General features: G+C 56.0%; 16 protein-coding genes. 12 read left to right on the top strand and 4 right to left on the bottom strand.

Annotated features, from left to right (window positions below; genetic code table 11):
• Positions 1-242 precede the first annotated feature (242 nt).
• From FE784_RS29025 to pyk, 5 genes are all read left to right on the top strand, one after another.
• Positions 243-767, top strand: coding sequence for a phosphatidylglycerophosphatase A family protein (locus tag FE784_RS29025; RefSeq protein ID WP_139605755.1), 525 nt, complete (start codon positions 243-245; stop codon positions 765-767).
• Positions 768-865: 98 nt separating this feature from the next.
• On the top strand, positions 866-1,054 hold the full coding sequence (locus tag FE784_RS29020) for a glutamate decarboxylase (protein ID WP_139605754.1): 189 nt from the start codon (positions 866-868) through the stop codon (positions 1,052-1,054).
• 467 nt (positions 1,055-1,521) lie between these two features.
• A complete protein-coding gene (gene accD, locus FE784_RS29015) occupies positions 1,522-2,400 on the top strand; it encodes an acetyl-CoA carboxylase, carboxyltransferase subunit beta (RefSeq protein WP_139605753.1) in 879 nt (292 codons plus the stop codon).
• Positions 2,393-3,370 (top strand): acetyl-CoA carboxylase carboxyltransferase subunit alpha, encoded by a 978-nt coding sequence (locus tag FE784_RS29010; RefSeq protein ID WP_139605752.1) that lies wholly within the window; start codon positions 2,393-2,395, stop codon positions 3,368-3,370. The genes accD and FE784_RS29010 overlap by 8 nt, the downstream gene beginning before the upstream one ends.
• Before the next feature lie 52 nt (positions 3,371-3,422).
• Entirely contained in the window at positions 3,423-5,177 is a 1,755-nt protein-coding gene (pyk, locus tag FE784_RS29005) for a pyruvate kinase (protein WP_139605751.1), read from the top strand.
• A gap of 78 nt (positions 5,178-5,255) precedes the next feature.
• Here pyk and FE784_RS29000 read toward each other — a convergent pair whose 3' ends face one another.
• Positions 5,256-5,756: an LURP-one-related family protein gene (locus FE784_RS29000; protein WP_139605750.1), complete on the bottom strand. Its 501-nt coding sequence runs from the start codon at positions 5,754-5,756 to the stop codon at positions 5,256-5,258.
• Between the two features lie 129 nt (positions 5,757-5,885).
• Between FE784_RS29000 and FE784_RS28995 the strand changes: the two genes are divergently transcribed.
• The gene (locus FE784_RS28995; RefSeq protein WP_139605749.1) at positions 5,886-6,713 is read left to right on the top strand and encodes an HAD family hydrolase; all 828 of its coding nucleotides are present in this window, start codon (positions 5,886-5,888) and stop codon (positions 6,711-6,713) included.
• 38 nt (positions 6,714-6,751) lie between these two features.
• Here the strand turns inward: FE784_RS28995 and FE784_RS28990 are convergent, their stop codons facing one another.
• Together FE784_RS28990 and FE784_RS28985 are read right to left on the bottom strand one after the other, a co-directional pair.
• Complete coding sequence (locus FE784_RS28990) at positions 6,752-7,009, bottom strand: zinc ribbon domain-containing protein (RefSeq protein WP_139605748.1); 258 nt, start codon at positions 7,007-7,009, stop codon at positions 6,752-6,754.
• 79 nt (positions 7,010-7,088) lie between these two features.
• Positions 7,089-8,033, bottom strand: coding sequence for a helix-turn-helix transcriptional regulator (locus tag FE784_RS28985; protein WP_139605747.1), 945 nt, complete (start codon positions 8,031-8,033; stop codon positions 7,089-7,091).
• A 291-nt stretch (positions 8,034-8,324) separates the two neighbouring features.
• Here FE784_RS28985 and FE784_RS28980 point away from each other — a divergent pair, with 291 nt between their 5' ends.
• The 3 genes from FE784_RS28980 to ppk1 all read left to right on the top strand — a co-directional run bounded on the left by FE784_RS28980 (position 8,325) and on the right by ppk1 (position 11,421).
• Positions 8,325-8,732 (top strand): acyl-CoA thioesterase, encoded by a 408-nt coding sequence (locus tag FE784_RS28980; protein ID WP_139605759.1) that lies wholly within the window; start codon positions 8,325-8,327, stop codon positions 8,730-8,732.
• Entirely contained in the window at positions 8,729-9,127 is a 399-nt protein-coding gene (locus FE784_RS28975; protein WP_246132238.1) for an FxsA family protein, read from the top strand. Before FE784_RS28980 ends, FE784_RS28975 begins: the two co-directional genes overlap by 4 nt.
• A 197-nt stretch (positions 9,128-9,324) precedes the next feature.
• Positions 9,325-11,421 (top strand): polyphosphate kinase 1, encoded by a 2,097-nt coding sequence (gene ppk1 / locus FE784_RS28970; protein ID WP_139605746.1) that lies wholly within the window; start codon positions 9,325-9,327, stop codon positions 11,419-11,421.
• Here the strand turns inward: ppk1 and FE784_RS28965 are convergent.
• Positions 11,390-12,919 carry a Ppx/GppA phosphatase family protein gene (locus FE784_RS28965; RefSeq protein ID WP_139605745.1) on the bottom strand — a complete coding sequence of 510 codons (1,530 nt, stop codon included), beginning with the start codon at positions 12,917-12,919 and terminating at the stop codon, positions 11,390-11,392. The genes ppk1 and FE784_RS28965 overlap by 32 nt on opposite strands.
• A 199-nt stretch (positions 12,920-13,118) precedes the next feature.
• Between FE784_RS28965 and citZ the strand changes: the two genes are divergently transcribed.
• The 3 genes from citZ (at position 13,119) to mdh (ending at position 16,905) form a co-directional block, all read left to right on the top strand.
• Positions 13,119-14,231, top strand: a complete 1,113-nt coding sequence (gene citZ, locus FE784_RS28960; RefSeq protein WP_139605744.1) for a citrate synthase — start codon at positions 13,119-13,121, stop codon at positions 14,229-14,231.
• A gap of 198 nt (positions 14,232-14,429) precedes the next feature.
• Positions 14,430-15,728, top strand: a complete 1,299-nt coding sequence (icd, locus tag FE784_RS28955) for an NADP-dependent isocitrate dehydrogenase (RefSeq protein WP_139605743.1) — start codon at positions 14,430-14,432, stop codon at positions 15,726-15,728.
• 235 nt (positions 15,729-15,963) lie between these two features.
• Positions 15,964-16,905 carry a malate dehydrogenase gene (gene mdh, locus FE784_RS28950; protein WP_139605742.1) on the top strand — a complete coding sequence of 314 codons (942 nt, stop codon included), beginning with the start codon at positions 15,964-15,966 and terminating at the stop codon, positions 16,903-16,905.
• Positions 16,906-17,053 lie beyond the last annotated feature (148 nt).

The raw sequence follows: 17,053 nt of genomic DNA, 5'->3' as shown, positions 1-17,053 counted from the left end.
AAGGCTGAAACGAGCACTAAATGCGGCGTGACGCCGAAAAAGGCGGAAATAGCGCTAAAACCAACCTTATTAATTGGCAAAGGCGGCTGAAATCCGGTCGGCCGCTCCGCAAATGTCCCGTCTTTTTTTACGAACATTCCTCGACGCGCGCGCATACATTTAGTAAAACCCGGACGGGATACATGCTTGTACCGCCCGGGTTGCGCCGGCAACCTTGAACGTCACCCAGGAGGGATGTATCGATGTCGAAACAATTGGCTTTGCAAATGCTCGCTCGGCGAGGCGTTTCGTTGAATCAGGTCGCGGAAATCGTTTATAAGCTGCAGCTTCCCTACAATGATCGGCTAACGATAGAAGAGTGCGAGGAAAGCGTTCTGGCCGTACTGGCCAAACGGGAGGTTCAATATACGCTGTACACCGGCATAGCGCTTGACGAGCTTGCGGAACGGGGACTTTTGCCGCAGCCGCTTCAGGCGATCATGGAAAGGGACGAATCGCTGTACGGCGTGGACGAGACGCTGGCGCTCGGCATCGTGCACGTGTACGGGATGATCGGCTTGACCAGCTTCGGCTATTTGGACAAGGAAAAGACGGGCATCATCCGTTCTCTCAACAACAACGCGTCTCAAATCCACGTATTTCTCGACGATCTCGTTGCCGGCTTGGCCGCGGCGGCTTCCGCCCGGATAGCCCATAAGAACAAAAACGCCGCGGAATACGGGGCCAATGAAGAAACCGACGAAAAGAACGATTCGACGTCGTCATGATTCGACACCAGCTTCCTTGCGGGTAAAAGACGGAATATGGTATCATAAATCCATTGTATAAGAGAGGTGTTTCGGTAGTCAGGGAGGTTTTTTGTATCATGTGGACGGTTATTTATATCGCTCCGACCGCGAAAATCGCAGAACGCATCAAGCAAAAACTAACGGATGAAGGTTTTTTGGTACAAGTACGCCCTGTCAGTCTATCGAAGCATCAATTCGAAATTCTCGTTCCCGAGGGCGAGCTGGAGGAAGTGCAAGAGGTGCTGAACACGATCCTGCACGGGTAACGCTTCGCATATCGTCTCGAGCAGGGCTGAGCGACACGGGGAACGGGGGACGCCTAGGCGGCGCACCCTGACGTACTGACCTCACGGTTCATTCAGCGAAGCTTCCTTTTTGGGGATATTGGAGCACCCCAAAAAGTTACGGAATTCGGTTCCGGACGAAGCTTCGCTTCATGATCGATAGCAGCGATTGCCGATAGAGCATAATCAGGCCCGATCCTAGGCGTATCGGTATCGCATCGGACACTCCCGGAATGCGTATGGAGTCCGCTTCGGAGAAATGCAGCGCTAGGGATGGGGAAAATAGGTACAGGCTTCCCGGCAAGGAACCCGAATCGGGTTCGCGGGAAAGCAGCAATGAATTGGGGATTATTGGGGGTTCCGCCCGGATCAAAAGCATCCGGTCGCAGGCGAAGAAGCTTCGCGCGTAGATCGCGTACGGATGACAACGGTTGTGGAGAGGTGTAGACGTGGCAATAAAAGACTTTTTTCAAAAGAAACGGAAGTATGCTACCATCCCGTCGGAACAAACGAAGCGTGAAATACCGGAAGGCATCATGAGCAAGTGCCCCAAATGCGGCACCATTCAATATAGCAAAGAGCTCGGCAAACATTTGAAAGTATGCACGTCGTGCGGATTCCACAATAGATTGAACGCCATGGAGCGCATCGAATTTACGCTCGACGACGGCCGCATTTTCGAGTATGACCGCGATATGATTTCCGAGGACCCGTTGGAGTTCCCCGACTACGTAGCCAGAACGGCCAAGTCGATGGAGTCGACGGGCCTTCGTGATGCCGTCGTGACCGGTGAAGGCACGCTCGGAGGATTTCCGGTCGTGGTCGCGGTCATGTCGTTCGACTTTTTGGGGGGGACGCTCGGTTCGGTTGTCGGGGAGAAAATAACCCGCGCGATCGAGACGGCGATACAGAAGCAATACCCGCTAATTATTTTCTCGACATCGGGCGGAGCGCGTACCCATGAAAGCATCCTCAGCCTGATGCAGATGGCGAAGACGAGCGCGGCGTTGGCCAAATTCAGCGCCGGCGGAGGCTTCTATATTTCGGTTATTACCGAGCCGACCTACGGCGGTGTTTCGGCCAGCTATGCGATGCTCGGCGATGTCATTATAGCGGAGCCCGGAGCGAGGTTCGGATTTGCAGGCCCGATCGTCATCGAGGAGACGATACGCCAAAAGCTGCCGGAAGGGTTCCAGACGGCGGAGTTCAACATGAAGCACGGACAGCTCGATAAAGTGGTTCACCGCAAGGATTTGCGCTTTACGCTGACAAAGCTGTTGGAGCTTCATACGGTGAGACCCAATAAGGAGGCGAGCGCGAATGGCTAACGAACTTCCTTTTGAAAGCCGTCTGGTGGAAATGAAGAGCAAGATCGAGGAGCTGCAGAAGTTCGGTACGGAGAAGCAAATCGACTTCACGGATGAAATCGCCAAGCTGCAGCAAAAGTACGAGGCGCTGGAGGACGAACTGTACGGCAGTCTGACCGCGATTCAGAAAATGCAGATTGCCCGACACCCGTCGCGTCCGACGACGATCGACTTTATTAATGCCATTTGCACCGATTTTATCGAGCTCCACGGCGACCGCATGTATGCGAACGATTTGGCGATCGTTGGCGGCGTAGCGAAGTTGGGCGGTATCCCGGTCACGGTCATCGGCCATCAGAAAGGCAAAGATACGAAGGACAATATCGCCCGCAACTTCGGCAGTCCGCATCCGGAAGGGTATCGCAAGGCGCTTCGTCTCATGCAGCAGGCGGACAAGTTCGGCCGCCCGATCATCACGTTTCTGGATACGAAGGGCGCGTTTCCCGGGGCGGCGGCGGAGGAGAGAGGCGTCGGCGAATCGATCGCCCGCTGTTTGTTCGGAATGGCGCAATTTCGCGTGCCGATCGTCGTTGTCGTTATCGGCGAAGGCGGAAGCGGCGGAGCATTGGCGCTGGGAGTAGGCAACCGGGTGCTTATGCTGGAGCATGCGGTTTATTCCGCGCTCACGCCGGAAGGCGCGGCTTCGATTTTGTACAAGGATGCTTCCAAGGCCGGCGAAATGGCAGAGGTTATGAAAATAACCGCTCAAGATTTGCTGAGACTGGAGACGATCGACGAGATTATTCCGGAGCCGCGCGGAGGCGCCCACCGCAATCCGGAGCGGCAGGCGGAGATCGTGAAATCCGCCGTGTGGAAACACCTTCAGGAGCTGCTGCCTCTCAGCGGCGAAGAGCTCGTAGCCGACCGTTACGAGAAATTCCGCAAAATAGGGAAATTTACGTATTTGCAAGACGCGGTCGAGCTGGTTTGACAATCAGCCGGCTTTTCCGCTTGAACCGTACTCTAGGAGGAACTACTCAATCATGCGCAAAACGAAAATCGTATGTACCATCGGACCTTCCAGCGAATCGCTGCCCGCGCTGAAGCAATTGATTTCGGCGGGGATGAACGTGGCCCGGCTCAACTTCTCCCACGGCGATTTCGAGGAGCACGGCAACCGGATCCGCAACATTCGCCAAGCGTGTCAGGAGCTGGACAAGACGGTAGCCATTCTGCTCGACACGAAAGGTCCGGAAATCCGCACCGGCAAGCTGAAGGAAGACTCGTACGAGCTCGTGCAGGACGAGTCGATCGTGCTGACGACCGAGGAGGCGCTCGGCGACAATAAGCGCGTATCCGTTACTTACAAAGATTTGCCGCGCGACGTGCATGTCGGCTCGACCATTTTGATCGACGACGGTTTGATTGGCTTGACGGTAACGGACATTCGCGGCAGCGATATCGAATGCCGGATCGTGAACGGCGGCACGATCAAAAGCAAGAAGGGCGTCAACGTCCCGGGCGTACGCATCTCGCTTCCGGGCATTACCGAGAAAGACGCGAACGACATCATTTTCGGCATTCAGCAGGGCGTCGATTTCATTGCCGCCTCGTTCGTGCGCAAAGCTTCCGACGTGCTGGAAATTCGCCAGCTGCTCGAAGAGCATAACGCTTCCCACATCCAGATCATTTCGAAAATCGAAAACCAGGAAGGCGTTCAAAACCTGGAAGAGATTTTGGAAGTGTCGGACGGACTGATGGTGGCCCGCGGCGACCTCGGCGTAGAAATTCCGGCTGAAGAAGTACCGCTCGTGCAGAAGCGGATGATCAAGAAATGCAACTATGTAGGCAAACCGGTCATTACCGCGACGCAGATGCTCGATTCGATGCAGCGCAACCCGCGCCCGACCCGCGCGGAAGCAAGCGACGTGGCGAACGCGATTTTCGACGGAACGGACGCCATCATGCTGTCCGGGGAAACGGCTGCGGGCAAATACCCGGTCGAGTCCGTGCAAACGATGTCGCGCATCGCCGTGCGTGCGGAGTCGGCGCTCGAATACCGCGAGATTTTCATCCGCCAGAGCACCGCTCAGCAAACGACGATTACCGAGGCGATCAGCCAATCGGTCGCGAACTCGGCGCTCGATCTCGATGCCAAGGCGATCATTACGCCGACGGAGAGCGGCTATACGGCGCGCATGGTGTCCAAATACCGCCCGAAATCGCCGGTTATTGCCGTGACGCGGAGCGAGCAAGTCATGCGCCGCCTATGCTTGGTTTGGGGAGTTTTGCCGATCAAGGGGGAAGAGGCGCGCAACACGGATGAAATGTTCCAGCTCGCGGTCGACGATTCGATCAAGGCAGGGCATATCCGTCTCGGCGATCTCGTCATCATTACCGCAGGCGTTCCGGTCGGACGCTCCGGCACGACCAACTTGATGAAGGTGCACCACGTGGGCGAAATGCTTGCCAAAGGGCAAGGCATCGGCAGCCAGCCCGCTACCGGCAAAGTAGTCGTAGCCCGTACGGCCCAGGAAGCGCTGGATAAAACCGTCGAGGGCTCGATTCTCGTCACGGTGGCAACGGACAAAGACTACATCCCGGCGTTCCAGAAAGCTTCCGCGGTCATTACGGAAACCGGAGGCATTACGTCGCACGCAGCCGTAGTCGGACTCAGCCTCGGCATTCCGGTTATCGTCGGAGTGAACAATGCGACTTCGATCATGAAGGACGGAATGGAAGTTTCCGTATACGCCGAAGTGGGCGTTATCTATACGGGACAAGCGAAGGTGCTGTAAATACGCATGACATGACGAAAGGCTCGGATCCGCCGGATCCGGGCCTTCTGTACACATTAAGCTGTTTCCCGCACGGTTTCAGGTGGCCGCCGCGGCCTGCTGTCTTTTCATAATACCGTGTACGCCCATGACGACGGTAATCAGCTCTTCCGCGGAAAGCTCGGAGCGGTTGTTCAACTCATAAGCGCCCGAGGCAAACATTCCGTTAATGCGCCGAAAATGAGCGACCGTCTCGTCCCGGTAATCGCGGACGACATATTCCCGGGAAAAGGCCGGGCTTTCGATCGAAAGCTCCCGGTGCCGCGAGCTTTCATATACAAATCGCTGCTTGAAGAAGGCGAATTTCGGCTTGAGTACCCCGATCTCGTTGCCATACCGGTCGGAGACGATCCAAGCATTGGAGAAAAAGCGGAATTTCCCGCCGGCCGCCGGCGTTCCCGAAGCGTCCGTGACGGTGATGCCGGAATCGAACATGCCATGCAGGTTCAAGAAGCCCAGCGTGCGCCCGTTCTCGTCGGTAATCGGCGTTTCCCCCGCAGAGAAGAAATTGTCTTTGAAATATAAGGTGGTCGATTCCATCTTCCGTACCTCCGCTCCCGTGTATTTCATACTCCCTCGATAAGGCATATACAGGTATATACGGATCGGATTGAATGAAGGTTGCACCGGCTGTCGCAGTACCGACTACGAAACGATTGGGGGACTTAGATGAAAACGTTATACGTGTCCGATTTGGACGGTACGCTGCTAAATGGAGAACAGAGGCTTTCGGAGGAGACCGTCGAGGCGGTGAACGAATGGATAGCGGAAGGGGGTAGCTTTTCCGTCGCCACCGCCCGTTCGTGGGATTCCGCCGGACATTTATTGGAGCCGCTTAGGCTCGAGCTTCCCGTCGTTTTGATGAATGGCGTGTTTTTGTACGATCCGGTCGAGAAGACGTATATCGTGTCCAACCTGCTGGACCGGGATATCGCATACGAGATTATCGAAGCGGAAGAGCGGATCGGTCTGCGGCCTTTTGTTTACACGGTGAACGCGAGGAGCGAGTTCAAAATTTATTACAAGGGGTTGTACAATCCGAGCGAGACTTCTTATGTCACGAACCGATTGGAAACGGGGGACGAACGGTTCCGGCTCGTAGACAAGTTCGATATTCCGCCGGACGAGCAGATTATGGAGGTCAACGCGATAGGAACGGAAGCGGAGCTGGAGGAGGCTTGCAGCCTTTTTCGCGGTCGTACCGACACATTGTGCCACTTCGGACCGGATATTTATACGCCGGGCTACCATTGGCTGGAAATCAACCATCCCCGAGCTAACAAGCGAGATGGCGTAGCACAATTGAAGAGTTTGCTGCAGGCCGAGAGAATCGTCTGCTTCGGTGACAATTTGAATGACTTGCCGATGTTCGAATTCGCCGACGAGAAGTATGCAATGGGCAATGCGCATCCGCTTGTGAAGGAAAAAGCCACAGGCGTGCTCGCGACGAATGCGGAGCACGGCGTGGCCCGTTATTTGCAGTCTTGCAGTCGTTAAGGACACCGCGGAATGTGCCAGACACTCATACGACCGGGCTAAGCCCATCTCTTCAGAGTCGGTATGAACCGGCCGAGCATGCTGCGGGCTTCCTGCTCGGAGATGCCTTGACCGGAGCGGACGTGCGGAACGCACTCCTCGATCATCGTCTGCACCGTGGCGTCGGGGGAGGTAAAGGCTCCTTCTTTGTAGCAATACGTACAATATTCTTCGTTGCGGCTTCCGTCGGCGTTCGTTCCGAAATGTTCGGCATCGGCAAGCGGCATTCCGCAGCTTTGGCAAAACGGTGTATTCATAGGCTGTCGGCCTCCTTCACTGGAATGAGTCCATCATACATGAATAACTATGACAAGAGGTTGTCATGTTTTATTCGCGCTATCCATTCCCGTAAATATTCACGATGCCGCTGGCCCTGTCGCGGATCAGCCGACGGAGCCGTTCGGGCTCGAGCACCTCGACCCGATCCCCGAAGCCGAGCAGGAAGCCGTATACCCATTCGTCTTCCGGATACGTCTGGGTGACGATGACGGAGCCGTCGTCTTGCGGCTGCAGCTTATCGATGCCGAAATATTCCTCGGCCCGGACGCGCGCATCCGGAGCGAACCGGAGTACCAGGGTGACCGGCAGGGACTTGTTGTCCCACATCCGCCCCCAATCCGTTTCCTCTACGGGGGCATGCTCCCTTCGTTCGAAATGGCGTTCGGTGACCGACAGCTGCGACATTCGGGAAAGACGGAACAAACGAAAATCGCCGCGATGCATACAATATGCATATACGTACCACGATACGCCTTTAAGCAGCAGCGTCATCGGCTCGACCTCCCGTACGGTGGACGTTCCGTTAACGGACGTGTAAGAAAACCGGATGACGAGCGTTTCCTGCAGCGCCTCGCGGATCGTCGCCACTTTCCGTTTCATCGTACCGTCCGAGCCCCACGGGTTCATATCGATAACGAGCCTGTCCTGCCAAAACTTGGCGGCTTCCTTTTCTTTGTCCGTGAGCAAGCCGGCATACTTTTCCAGCGTCGTACCGAAGCGCGAATCATCGAGCGCTTTGTTCATTCCTTTCAACGCCGATATGACGGAAGCGATTTCGTCGAAGGTCAGCGCGTTTCGGTCCAGCCGGTAGCCTTCCATAACCTCGAAGCCGCCGCCGGCGCCCTGATAAGCGACGAGGGGGAAGCCGGCTTGGCACAGCGTATCGATATCGCGGTAAACCGTTCTAACGGAAACTTCCATTTTGTCGGCAAGCTCCGTCGCCGATATCCGTTTCCGGTTGACGACGAGCATCAGGATGGCGAGCAGTCGCTCCAATCGCACAGTAGTACCCCGTCCTTTCCCTTCATGTCGGACAAAAGCTTACCATGTCAGACTAAGGCATGTCTAGCGGCATGGCTTCGCCTCGCTTGCCGATTTGAGGAATCGGGTCCGGTTTAGTAAGATGACATATATGGCGAAATTGCACCATCCGATTGTTATTGGGAGCCGCGGTCGGGTTGATGCGGCTAGCCTACTTCCAGGAGCGGAGGAGCGACTTTGAAGCTGAATGAACAAGAGCCGGGCCGATGGCACGGGCATGCCGTCCGAGTGCGCTATCAGGAGACGGACCGGATGGGGATCGTTTATCATGCCAATTACATCAATTGGTTCGAGATCGGCCGAACCGAGCTTATCCGGGACCGTGGATTTCCATACAGCCGGATCGAGGAGACGGGGTTGTATTTGCCCGTGGTCGAACTGGAGTCGAAGTTTCATCTGCCGGCCAAATATGACGATACGATTTCGATTTATACGCGCATTGTTTCCTTTAACGCGTTGACCGTCAAGTTCGAATCGCAAATACGCCGGCAGCCGGGGCATGTCGCGACATCCGGGTCGCCGGGAAATCCGGTCGAGCCGGAAGGCGAACTGCTCGTCAGCGGCGCGACCCGTCATGTATGGCTGAACCGGGAATGGAAGCCCGTCCGGATCGATCGGGAAGCGCCGGAGCTGTTCGGCTTGCTGGGTGACGGGCGATGATAGGGCGCGTGCTGCTGCTGCTGTTTATTGTCGTACCGGCATTGGAGATTTGGGCGATTATCGAAGTGGGTCAGCGGATCGGAGGGTGGCAGACGTTCGCTCTCATTATATTGACAGGCATCGTGGGCGCCTATTTGGCGAAGAAAGAAGCGGTCAAGGTGTGGAGCTATGCGCAGAGCGACATGGCGGCCGGGCAAGTGCCGACACGGCACATTATGGACGGAATTTGCCTGTTCGCGGGGGGCGTATTCCTGCTGTCGCCCGGCTTCCTGACCGACATTGCCGGCATTCTGCTCGTGCTGCCGTTGACCCGGCCGTTGTTTCGGAACTTGCTGTCCGTCTGGATTCAGAAAAAGCTTTCGAACGGTCGGCCGTTCTTTTTCTTCCGAAGGTAAAAGTCCCCCAAAAGTGAAACGAACCTTCGCAGCGTATTCCGGGTACTTTCGGGGGAGACCTCCGCGGCCGCTCCCCCCGATCCAAGTTTCGACATTTTACACGCTGGGCGGCATATTTTACAAAAGCTTAACATCGGTTTAACAATCCCCGGCGATAATAGAAGAAGCAATCATTATCGCTAGTGGGGGAAGCCGAGGTGTCCAAGCCAGTGCAAGAGCATAGCTATACGAACTCCAATTACATCAATCGGGATTTGAGCTGGATCGAATTCAACCGGCGCGTGCTGGAGGAGGCGCAGGACCCGTCGACGCCGCTTCTGGAAAGAATCAAGTTTTTGTCGATTTGCTCGACGAATTTGGACGAGTTCATGAGCGTGAGGGTCGCGGGCATTACCGATCAGCTGAAGGCCGGGTATACGAAAAAAGACTTTACCGGCTATACCCCGGAAGGCTTGCTTCGGCGCATCATGAAGCGCACCGGCAAAATGGTGCAGGAGCAGTACAAAACGCTGCGCGAGCTGACGCGGGCGCTTGCCAAGGAAGGGCTGAATTTTACGGCGAACGGGGATTTGACCCCGAACCAGAAAAAGCAGATGGACCAATATTTTCACGATTTCGTGTTCCCGGTGCTGACTCCGATGGCGGTGGACCAGAGCCGTCCGTTTCCGCTCGTTCATAATTTGAACCTGTATTTGGCGGTAACGCTTCGGCGGGAAGGCGACGATCCGGAAGAGGAGCCGTATTTCGCCATCGTGCAGGTGCCTTCGAACTTGCCGCGATACATCAAGGTTCATGCGCGCGCGAACAGCGTCAAGCAGGAGTTCGTGCTGTTGGAGGATTTGATCGAGGAGCATATCCAAACGATGTTCGCCGGATATACGCCGGTTGCCGTCGATCCGTTCCGTCTGACGCGAAACGCCGACCTGACCTTGAACGAAGAAGGCGCGGAGGATTTGCTGGAGGAAATCGAGAAGGAGCTGAAGCGCAGGCGCTGGGGATCTCCCGTCCGGCTGGAGGTGCAGAAAGGGTTTCATCCCTATGCGCTGGACCTGTTGAAGGAAGAATTCGAGATCGGGGACAACGTATTCGAGATCGACGGACCGATCGATTTGAGCTATTTGATGAAATTGTCGCTCTCACTGCCGGATTTCGATCATTTGCGCTATCCGAAGCTGGAGCCGGCGTATCCGCGCGAATTCGACGATACGGACGATTTTTTCGAAGTGCTGCGGGAAAAGGACGTACTCGTCTATCATCCTTACGAATCGTTCGACGCGGTAAGCGATTTTGTCGATCAGGCCGCCAACGACCCTGCCGTCATGGCGATCAAAATGACGTTGTACCGGGTTAGCGGCAATTCGTCGATCGTCAACGCATTGGCTAGAGCGGCTGAGACGGGAAAGCAGGTAACGGTCATCGTAGAGCTGAAGGCCCGCTTCGACGAGGAACGGAACATCGCCTGGGCCAGACAGCTGGAGAAGGCGGGCTGCCACGTCGTATACGGCTTGATCGGCCTGAAGACGCACGCCAAAATTACGCTCGTCGTCCGTCAGGAGCAGAACGGGCTGCGGCGTTACGTCCATGTCGGCACCGGCAACTATAACGACAATACGGCGAGGCTGTACACCGACGTCGGCCTGTTTACGTCCCAGCCCATAATCGGGGAAGACGCGTCCGTTCTGTTCAACGAAATGACCGGCTATTCCGCTCCGCACGACTGGCAGGCGTTCGGCACCGCTCCGACGGATATGAAAGCGAAGCTGTTCGAGCTGATCGCGCGGGAAGCGGAAAACGCGGCGGCCGGCAAGCCTGCCGGAATTATCGCGAAAATGAATTCGCTGTCGCATCAGGAAATGGTGGACAAGCTGTACGACGCATCCCGGGCGGGCGTGAACATCGACTTGATCGTGCGCGGCGTCTGCTGCCTGAAGCCGGGCGTAGAGGGGCTCAGCGACCATATAACGGTGCGCAGCATCGTCGACCGGTTTCTGGAGCATTCCCGCATCTTTTATTTCGAGAACGGCGGAGAGCCGCAGCTGTGGCTCTCCAGCGCCGATTGGATGACGCGCAACCTCACCCGCCGCATCGAGCTGATGTGTCCGGTATTCGACCCGGGCTTGAAGGAAATGCTCATCCAAATATTGCGGCTCAGTCTGACCGACAATGTCAAGGCGCGCGTACTCAAGCCGAACGGGCAATATGCCCGGGAGGAGGGCGGTACGATCACGCCGCTGCGCAGCCAGTTCGAGGCCCAGGATATCGTTACTTGGAAACGGTGGCGGGATTCATTTTGACGCGCAATCCCCAGCCTTTCTTGAACTCGCCGGCGACCCGCTCGACTTCGCGCAGCTCGATGGCGGGATCGTGACGGCTCGACCACGCGATATTCAGGCTTTGCTTGTCGATGCGGGCCCGAATGTCCTCCAGAGGCTGGGTTTCGCTCCGGTCCAGCGCTATGGCCAGCTGCAGCAGCGTGCCCAGACGGCAGACGAGCTCCAGATCGGCTTCGTCCAGCAGCTCCCGGTAGGGAGCCATTAAGCTTCGTGCGCGGCTCTTCGATTTGTAAGAGGCGATCAGCGCGCACAGCACCGATTCCCGATGGGTCAGGCCGTCTATTCCGGAGTGGAGCATCAAGTAAAACGTATGCTTGTTGTAGTTGTAGAAATTCACGGTAACCCCGATCCGGTACAGCAGAGCGGAAGTTTGCAGCAGCTTACGGGCTCTGTCTCCGAACGCCGGGGCCAAGACGAGATCGTCGAACAGCCGGGTGGCCAGCCGGCTCACCTGCTCGACATGAGCCCGGGATACGGCCGGATGCAGGGCGAGCAAGTTATTCGCGCTGTCTGCCAGCACATCGCGTCGGGCCGGCGCCGACGGGAAGGCCGTCTCGTAAAATACGCCGTCGCGCAGCCCGGCTCCGCTAACGATGCAGCGGCCGGCCCCGATATGCAAAAACAGGGTATGCAGGATGATCAATCCGGGCACGATAATGTCTGCGCGATCGTCCGACAAGCCGTCCACCTTCGTCCTTTCCTTCGCCGTCAGGGAAGGCAGCCAGTCGGCCATGGCGTCCAGGCCCGCCTTGTCGATCTCGTATTGATGGGTTTGGGACAATGCATACTTTCTCATTTTTTGGTCGATTTTACATAACGAACGGATCGTCCCGCCCAATCCGACAAGCGGCAGCTCCGGATGGCCTGTGAGCCACGGCTCGCTTTTCGCCGCCGCCGATACCATTTCGCGAATGCGTCTCGCGTCCTCCTTGGTCACGTTGCCCCCTTCGGTAAAATGCTTCGTCGTATTGACCGCACCGAACGGAAAGGAAACGCTGCGGATGAGCGACCGGTTCCGAAAAAGCGATATTTCCGTACTGCCTCCGCCGATGTCGATCAGGAAGCCGTCGGTTATGTCGAGCGTATTGATCATGCCGAGAAAGCCGAGCCGCGCTTCTTCTTCGCCCGACAAAATTTCGATCGGCAGTTCGGTTAGCCGGCGCAGCCGCTCCGCGACGTCATCGCCATTCGTGGCGTTGCGTATGGCCGCCGTGGCAACGGCCCGGACCGAGCCCGCTCCGTGAACGCGGCACAGCATTTGAAAGTCGTTCAAAATTCGGGCCAGCCGCCCGACATCCTCCTGCGCAATCGAGCCGTCCGGCGCGATCCGCGCGCTTAATCGCGCCGATTCCTTGCTCTCGTCGATGACGCGATACGCTTTCGCGCCCATTCGTTCATAAACGACAAGGCGGACCGAGTTGGATCCGATGTCGATAATGCCTACGCGTTCGCTGTTCATGTGCAATTTCAGGCCTCCATGCGCGTCGATGAGTTACATAGATCTATTCTACCAAAAAATTGTTTATTGCGCCGATAATGAAGTTTTATGCCCCTTTTTGTATCTTTATCGGCTAAAATCATTTATCATAGTACTTGATAGTTTTTCTCAGTGTATCGTTTACCCTATAATCCGACAGCAAAAAGGAGAGATATAACTTATGACAGCTACCAAAGGTTTGGAGGGCATCGTGGCGACTACCTCCTCGATCAGCTCGATTATCGACGGCGTCTTGACCTACCGCGGTATCGACATCGACGATTTGGCCGACCATGCATCCTTCGAAGAAGTCGTATATTTGCTCTGGTACGGCAAGCTCCCGAACAAGTCCGAGCTGGAGCAACTGCACCGCGACTTGAGCGAGAGCGCGACCGTGGCGGATTCCGTCATTCAACAAATCAAGCTGTACCCGAAGGACACGAATTCGATGGCGGCATTGCGCTCCGCGGTATCCGCGCTGGCGCTTTACGATAGCGAAGCGAACGATATGAGCCAGGAGGCGAACCTGCGCAAGGCGATCCGCCTGCAAGCGCAGCTTCCGACGATTATCGCGGCTTTCGCGCGCATCCGCGAAGGCAAAGAGCCGATCGCTCCGAAGGCGAACGTCTCGATCGCCTACAACTTCCTTTACATGCTGACGGGCAAAGAGCCGGAATCGATCGCCGTCGAAGCTTTGGACAAGGCTCTCGTGCTTCATGCCGACCACGAGCTTAACGCCTCGACCTTTGCCGCTCGCGTTACCGTAGCGACGCTGTCGGACATTTATTCCGGCGTAACCTCCGCCATCGGCGCTTTGAAGGGCCCTCTGCACGGCGGCGCCAACGAAGCGGTAATGGCGATGCTGGAAGAAATCGGCACGGCTTCGAACGTGGAAGCGTACATCAGCGAGAAGCTGGCGAACAAAGAAAAAATTATGGGCTTCGGTCACCGCGTATACAAAAACGGCGACCCGCGCGCGAAGCATCTGCAAAAAATGTCCGGAGAGCTGGGCAAAATTACGAACAACATGAACTGGTACGACATGTCGATCCAGATCGAGGAATTGGTTACAGGCCAAAAAGGCTTGAAGCCGAACGTCGATTTTTATTCCGCTTCCGTCTATACGTCGCTTGAAATTCCGCGCGATCTGTTCACGCCGATTTTCGCGATCAGCCGCGTATCCGGATGGACCGCGCACATATTGGAGCAATACGAGAACAACCGTCTGATCCGTCCGCGCGCCGAGTACACCGGTCCGGTCAATCAGAAGTACGTCCCTATCGAAAGCCGGTAATCGCGGTTTCCATACAAGTATTCGCACCAACGGGGTGTTTCAGACACACATGTCTGCAGCTCCCGTTCTTTTGCGGGCATAGACGCCATTTCTCCCCCAAAAGTGACGCGATCCTTCGCAGTTTATTCGGTTACTTTCGGGGGAACCCCCGAATTCAGGCGGCGTTTTCCATATAATTCTCATATCAGGAGGTTTCCCATGGCACAATTCGAACACTACGCCCTTCCGACCGAAGGCGAGAAACTGACGATTCAAAACGGCAAGCTCGTAGTCCCCAACAACCCGATCATTCCTTTCATCGAAGGCGACGGCACGGGCCCGGACATTTGGGCGGCTTCCAAACGCATTCTCGATGCGGCCGTCGAGAAAGCTTATAAAGGCGAGAAAAAAATCGCTTGGTATGAAGTGTATGCCGGCGAGAAGGCGTTCAACAAATACAACAGCTGGCTGCCTAACGATACGCTGGAAGCGATCCGCGAATATATCGTGGCGATCAAAGGTCCTTTGACGACTCCGGTTGGCGGCGGTATCCGCTCGCTGAACGTAGCCCTTCGTCAAGAGCTCGACCTGTACGTTTGCTTGCGTCCTGTCCGTTACTTCAAAGGCGTTCCTTCCCCGGTTAAACGTCCGGAGCTGGTCGACATGGTCATTTTCCGCGAGAACACGGAGGACATCTACGCCGGCGTAGAATGGCAAGAAGGATCGGCCGAAGTGAAAAAAGTGCTCGAGTTTCTGCAAAACGAAATGGGCGTCAAGAAAATCCGTTTCCCGGAAACGTCCGGCATCGGCATCAAGCCGGTATCCAAAGAAGGCTCCGAGCGTCTCGTCCGCGCCGCGATCGAGTACACGATCAAGCATGGCCGCAAGAGCCTCACGCTCGTTCATAAAGGCAACATCATGAAATTCACCGAAGGCGCGTTCAAAAACTGGGGCTACGAGCTCGCGGAGCGCGAATACGGCGATAAAGTGTTCACATGGGCGCAATACGACCGCATCAAGGAAGAACAAGGCGCGGAAGCGGCCAACAAAGCGCAAAAAGACGCGGAAGCAGCCGGCAAAGTCATCGTGAAAGACGCCATTGCCGACATCGCGCTGCAGCAAGTATTGACCCGTCCGACCGACTTCGACGTCATCGCGACGCTGAACCTGAACGGCGACTACTTGTCCGACGCACTGGCTGCCCAAGTTGGCGGCATCGGTATCGCTCCCGGAGCGAACATCAACTATGTAACGCACCATGCGATTTTCGAAGCCACTCACGGCACGGCTCCCAAATATGCCGGTCTTGACGTAGTTAATCCGGGTTCGGTTACGCTGTCCGGCGTCATGATGCTCGAGCATCTGGGCTGGCTCGAAGCGGCTGACCTGATCTACAAAGGCTTGGAGCAATCGATCGCCGACAAAACGGTCACTTATGACTTCGCCCGCCTGATGGAAGGCGCAACCGAAGTGAAGTGCTCCGAGTTCGCCAACCTCGTTATCAAAAACATGGGCTGATTGCACGTATGATAGCATAACGGAAATCTATTCCGTTATGCTATCATTTTAGATATTTCCGGAAATAATAAAGGAATTCCATTCCGCTATTTTGCACGATTCGGCTGTATAGCCTTTTGTTGCGTGCCAATAGCGGAAGCGGGTTCCGCAAACACTCGCGAGAAGCCGAATTGGACCCCGATAACGGAACATTTGTTCCGTTATTTTCACAAAACAGAAGGAGGATTCCTTTCTCATGGCTATTCAGCGCAAAAAAATTACAGTTGTAGGTGCGGGCTTCACGGGCGCGACTACGGCGTTCCTGCTCGGACAAAAAGAACTCGGCGACGTCGTGCTGCTCGACATCCCGCAGCTGGAGAACCCGACAAAGGGCAAAGCGCTCGACATGCTTGAGGCGAGCCCGGTACAAGGCTTCGACAGCAACATTATCGGCACTTCCAACTACGAAGACACGAAGGATTCCGACGTCGTCATCATCACGGCCGGCATCGCGCGCAAGCCGGGCATGAGCCGCGACGATCTCGTGAACACGAACGCGGGCATCGTCAAATCCGTTTGCGAGAACGTGAAAACATATAGCCCGAACTCGTATGTCATCATCTTGAGCAATCCGGTAGACGCCATGACTTATGTCGCTTACCAAACGCTCGGCTTCCCGAAAAACCGCGTCATCGGCCAATCCGGCGTACTCGACACGGCCCGCTACAACACGTTCATCGCCCAAGAGCTGAACGTATCGGTTGAAGACGTTCGCGGCGTCGTGCTCGGCGGCCACGGCGACGACATGGTTCCGCTCGTTCGCTACTCCAGCGTAGGCGGCATCCCGATCGAGAAGCTGATCTCCAAAGAACGCATCGATGCGATCGTGCAACGTACGCGCACCGGCGGCGGCGAAATCGTCAACCTGCTCGGCAACGGCAGCGCGTACTACGCTCCGGCCGCGTCGCTCGTGCAAATGACGGAAGCGATTCTTAAGGACAAGAAGCGCATTTTGCCGACCATCGCTTTGCTGCAAGGCGAATACGGCTACGACGACCTGTTCATGGGCGTTCTGACGATCCTCGGCGGCGACGGCATCGAGAAAGTAATCGAGCTCGAGCTGACGGCGGAAGAGAAAGCGGCCATGGATAAGTCCGCTCAGTCCGTAAGCAACGTCATCGCCGTTGTGAACGGCTGATCGCTTGCTTCTTCAAAAAACCTTTTGCCTATAACGGGCAAAAGGTTTTTTTGTCGTGTCCGCCCGGGTATGGGCGCGGCTCCGGGGAGGGCAAAAGGCGCTGTTTTGTCCCAAAAGTGCATGTACCACATGATCGGCTGACTTGCCG

The sequence above is a fragment of the Paenibacillus hemerocallicola genome (assembly GCF_006265175.1).
Lineage (GTDB): Bacteria > Bacillota > Bacilli > Paenibacillales > NBRC-103111 > Paenibacillus_AB > Paenibacillus_AB hemerocallicola.
This window is presented reverse-complemented; position numbering and strand designations above follow the sequence as displayed.